Annotated in this window: 3 protein-coding genes; 1 reads left to right on the forward strand and 2 read right to left on the reverse strand. The window is 72.1% G+C overall.

Annotated elements, in window-relative coordinates:
* Both DQW06_RS22145 and DQW06_RS22150 read right to left on the reverse strand, forming a co-directional pair.
* On the reverse strand, window positions 1-232 hold a 232-nt coding region (locus DQW06_RS22145), incomplete at its 3' end, for a nucleotidyltransferase domain-containing protein (protein WP_198662516.1).
* Between the two features lie 258 nt (window positions 233-490).
* Window positions 491-1,687 (reverse strand): DUF418 domain-containing protein, encoded by a 1,197-nt coding sequence (locus tag DQW06_RS22150; RefSeq protein WP_013154537.1) that lies wholly within the window; start codon window positions 1,685-1,687, stop codon window positions 491-493.
* A 96-nt stretch (window positions 1,688-1,783) separates the two neighbouring features.
* On the opposite strand from DQW06_RS22150, the gene DQW06_RS22155 reads away from it, so the two are divergent.
* Entirely contained in the window at window positions 1,784-2,497 is a 714-nt protein-coding gene (locus tag DQW06_RS22155; RefSeq protein WP_117199232.1) for a TetR/AcrR family transcriptional regulator, read from the forward strand.
* Window positions 2,498-2,550 lie beyond the last annotated feature (53 nt).

Below are 2,550 nucleotides of genomic sequence, written 5' to 3' on the forward strand. Positions count from 1 at the left end.
CGCCGACCTCCGACACCTCCCCCTCCCAGCCGAGGTCCCGCAGCGCCTGCGGGTCGAACTCGCCCCGGTAGTAGACCGCCAGGTCCCAGTCGCTGTCGGGGCGGTGGGTGCCCTGGGCCCGGGAACCGCCGAGGGTGACCGCCTCGACGGCCGGAAGGGCGGCGAGCCGGTCGGCGGTGGCGGACAGGAAGGTCGCGTCGTCATGTGCGGAGATGGACATGGCGACCATCATCGCGGATGACGTATCCGGTCGGCGATGAGGTTTCCGCCGGGCCGGTGGCCAGCGCGGACGGCGGCCTCACCGAGCGCTTCGGCACCGGTCGTCTCCGCACCGGTACCCGCCCGAGGCCACCACCGCGCAGGCCGCGCCGAGCGTTCCCGCCTCCCGGCCTTCTCCGCACCGGCACCCGTCGGAGGCCGCCAGCCGCGCGGAGTGGGTGTCGGATGTTCCAGGCCGCGCAGGTCACGCCGGACGTTTCCGAGCGTGCGGTCATCTCCGCACTGGTTCGGCCTCCGGCTGCTCCGCTCGCACGGTTCTGTAGGTCCCCCAGCGCAGGAGGCGTTCGGCCGGACCCCGGACTCCCACGCGACGCATGACGTCGGCCAGGACCACGGTGGCCAACCAGACGGCGACGCCGAGCAGGACGGCGGCGGTCCCGGACAGCTGTGGCCCAAGGTCGAGGGCGTAGGGCGCGAACAGCACGATCCAGCCCACCGACTGCAACAGGTAGCAGGTCATGGAGCGCTGGCCGGTGGCGACCAGGGCCCGCACGAGGGGCCCTCTGCGGTCACCGAGGCGGACCGCGACCAGCGCGATGAGCGCGGCGTAGCCGAAGCCGCCCGCGTAGCCGGTCAGAACGTGCAGCCAGCCCACACCGGCCTTGAGCACGAACTCGGGCACCCACAGCTCGGTGGCCACCAGGGCCTGCGGCAGTCCGCCGACCACGGCCACCGGGATACCGATGAAGGCGACGCGGCGCAGCAGCCCGAGGTGGAGCTCGGGCTGTTCCATCAGGCGGCGTCGGGCCGCCCAGACTCCGACGAGGAAGGGGAACACCGAACTCGCCACGAGCATCGGGGTCATGACCGGCCAGGTGAACAGGCGTGTGACCATGTCGGCCAGCGGGTCCTGGGTGAAGACCCCGCCCGCCTCGGGGTCGGAGAGCGGGAGGCTGTTCATGACCGCGTAGAACAGCGAGCCCAGGGAGGCCCAGGTGAGGGCGTGGGCGAGCAGGCGCCGGTCACCGGCGTGCAGCAGACCCGCGAACATCAGGGCGATGAGCCCGTAGACCGCGACGATGTCGCCGAAGAAGAGCAGGACCGTGTGCAGGAGCCCGATCAGCACCATCCACCGGCCGCGTCGGCGCACCAGTGAGCGCACCCACGGCTCCGGGCGCCCCTCGGCGGTGCGGCGCAGGTGGATCCAGGCGAGCCCGTAGCCGAACAGCGCCGCGAACATGGGGTACCCGCGCGCCTCGGCGAACAGCATCAGCAGGGCGGTGGAGGCGGCGTCGAGGAGGCCGCCCGAGGCGGGACTCTGACCCGCGGTGGCCATCACCCAGACGATGTGCGCGTGCACGACGGCGATGACCAGCAGCATCACCCCGCGTGCCAGGTCGGGCGCCAGGGAGCGCCGGTCGAGTGCCACGCCCCCGGTCGAAGGCGGCGGGGAGGGGGGAAGAGACATACTGAACTCCGATCACACGGAAGGGGATAGCATTGGATACGGAGGCGTATCCAATCCTCTTCTAAGATACGCCATCGTAGCTTAGTTGGGAAGAGCATGGTTGACCGGGAGCGGCCGCGGGTCGACGACGAGGCGCGGGAGACGGCGCCGGACGCGCGGGAGGAGGCGCCCCGGGCCACGCGCAGACGCGGGCGGGAACTGCTGAACGCCATCCACGAGGCGGTCATCCTGGAGGCCGCGGACGTCGGTGTCGCCCGCCTGTCCATGGAGGGGATCGCCCGCAGGGCGGGCACGGCCAAGACCTCGCTGTACCGGCGCTGGCCCACGCCGGGGGACATCCTGCTGGACGCGATGTACCACACCTACCCGCAGGAGGCCCCCACGCCGGGCGCCGACGACCTGCGCGGGGACCTCGTCAGGGCCCTCATGCTCCTGCGCGACACCATGAGCCGGTCCCTGGGACAGGCGATGTTCTCCGTGGTCGCCGAGGCCAGGCACCACCCCGAGCTCTACGACCGGTTCGTGCGGGAGGTCTTCGACTCCCGCGGGGGGCGCTTCACCCGCACCGTCCTCGAGCACTACGCCGACCACGGCAGGATCGACCCCTCCCGCGTCACCTCCGTCACCGACGACATCGGTGAGGCCATGCTCATCAAGTACGCCATGGACCACCAGGGGCCGCCCGACGGGGAGTACGTGGAGCGGATCGTGGACGAGGTGATCCTGCCCGTCCTCGGCCTGGACCCGCGCGCTGCCTCCCCCGCCGCTCCGGAGGAGGGTCCTTCCGCTTCCTCTTCCTCGGACGGTTAGCGCACACGGCGGCCCGGAGCCTCGCCGACGGGCGCGCCGCCGTCGGCGGGCCC

Origin of the sequence: Nocardiopsis sp. TNDT3, assembly GCF_003427465.1 — a bacterium.
Taxonomy (GTDB): domain Bacteria; phylum Actinomycetota; class Actinomycetes; order Streptosporangiales; family Streptosporangiaceae; genus Nocardiopsis; species Nocardiopsis dassonvillei.

What these genes read in the sequence shown, in the direction of transcription:
- DQW06_RS22150 (WP_013154537.1), bottom strand. Translation starts at nt 1,687, where the DNA reads ATGTCTCTTCCCCCCTCCCCGCCGCCTTCGACCGGGGGCGTGGCACTC.
- DQW06_RS22155 (WP_117199232.1), top strand. Translation starts at nt 1,784, where the DNA reads ATGGTTGACCGGGAGCGGCCGCGGGTCGACGACGAGGCGCGGGAGACG.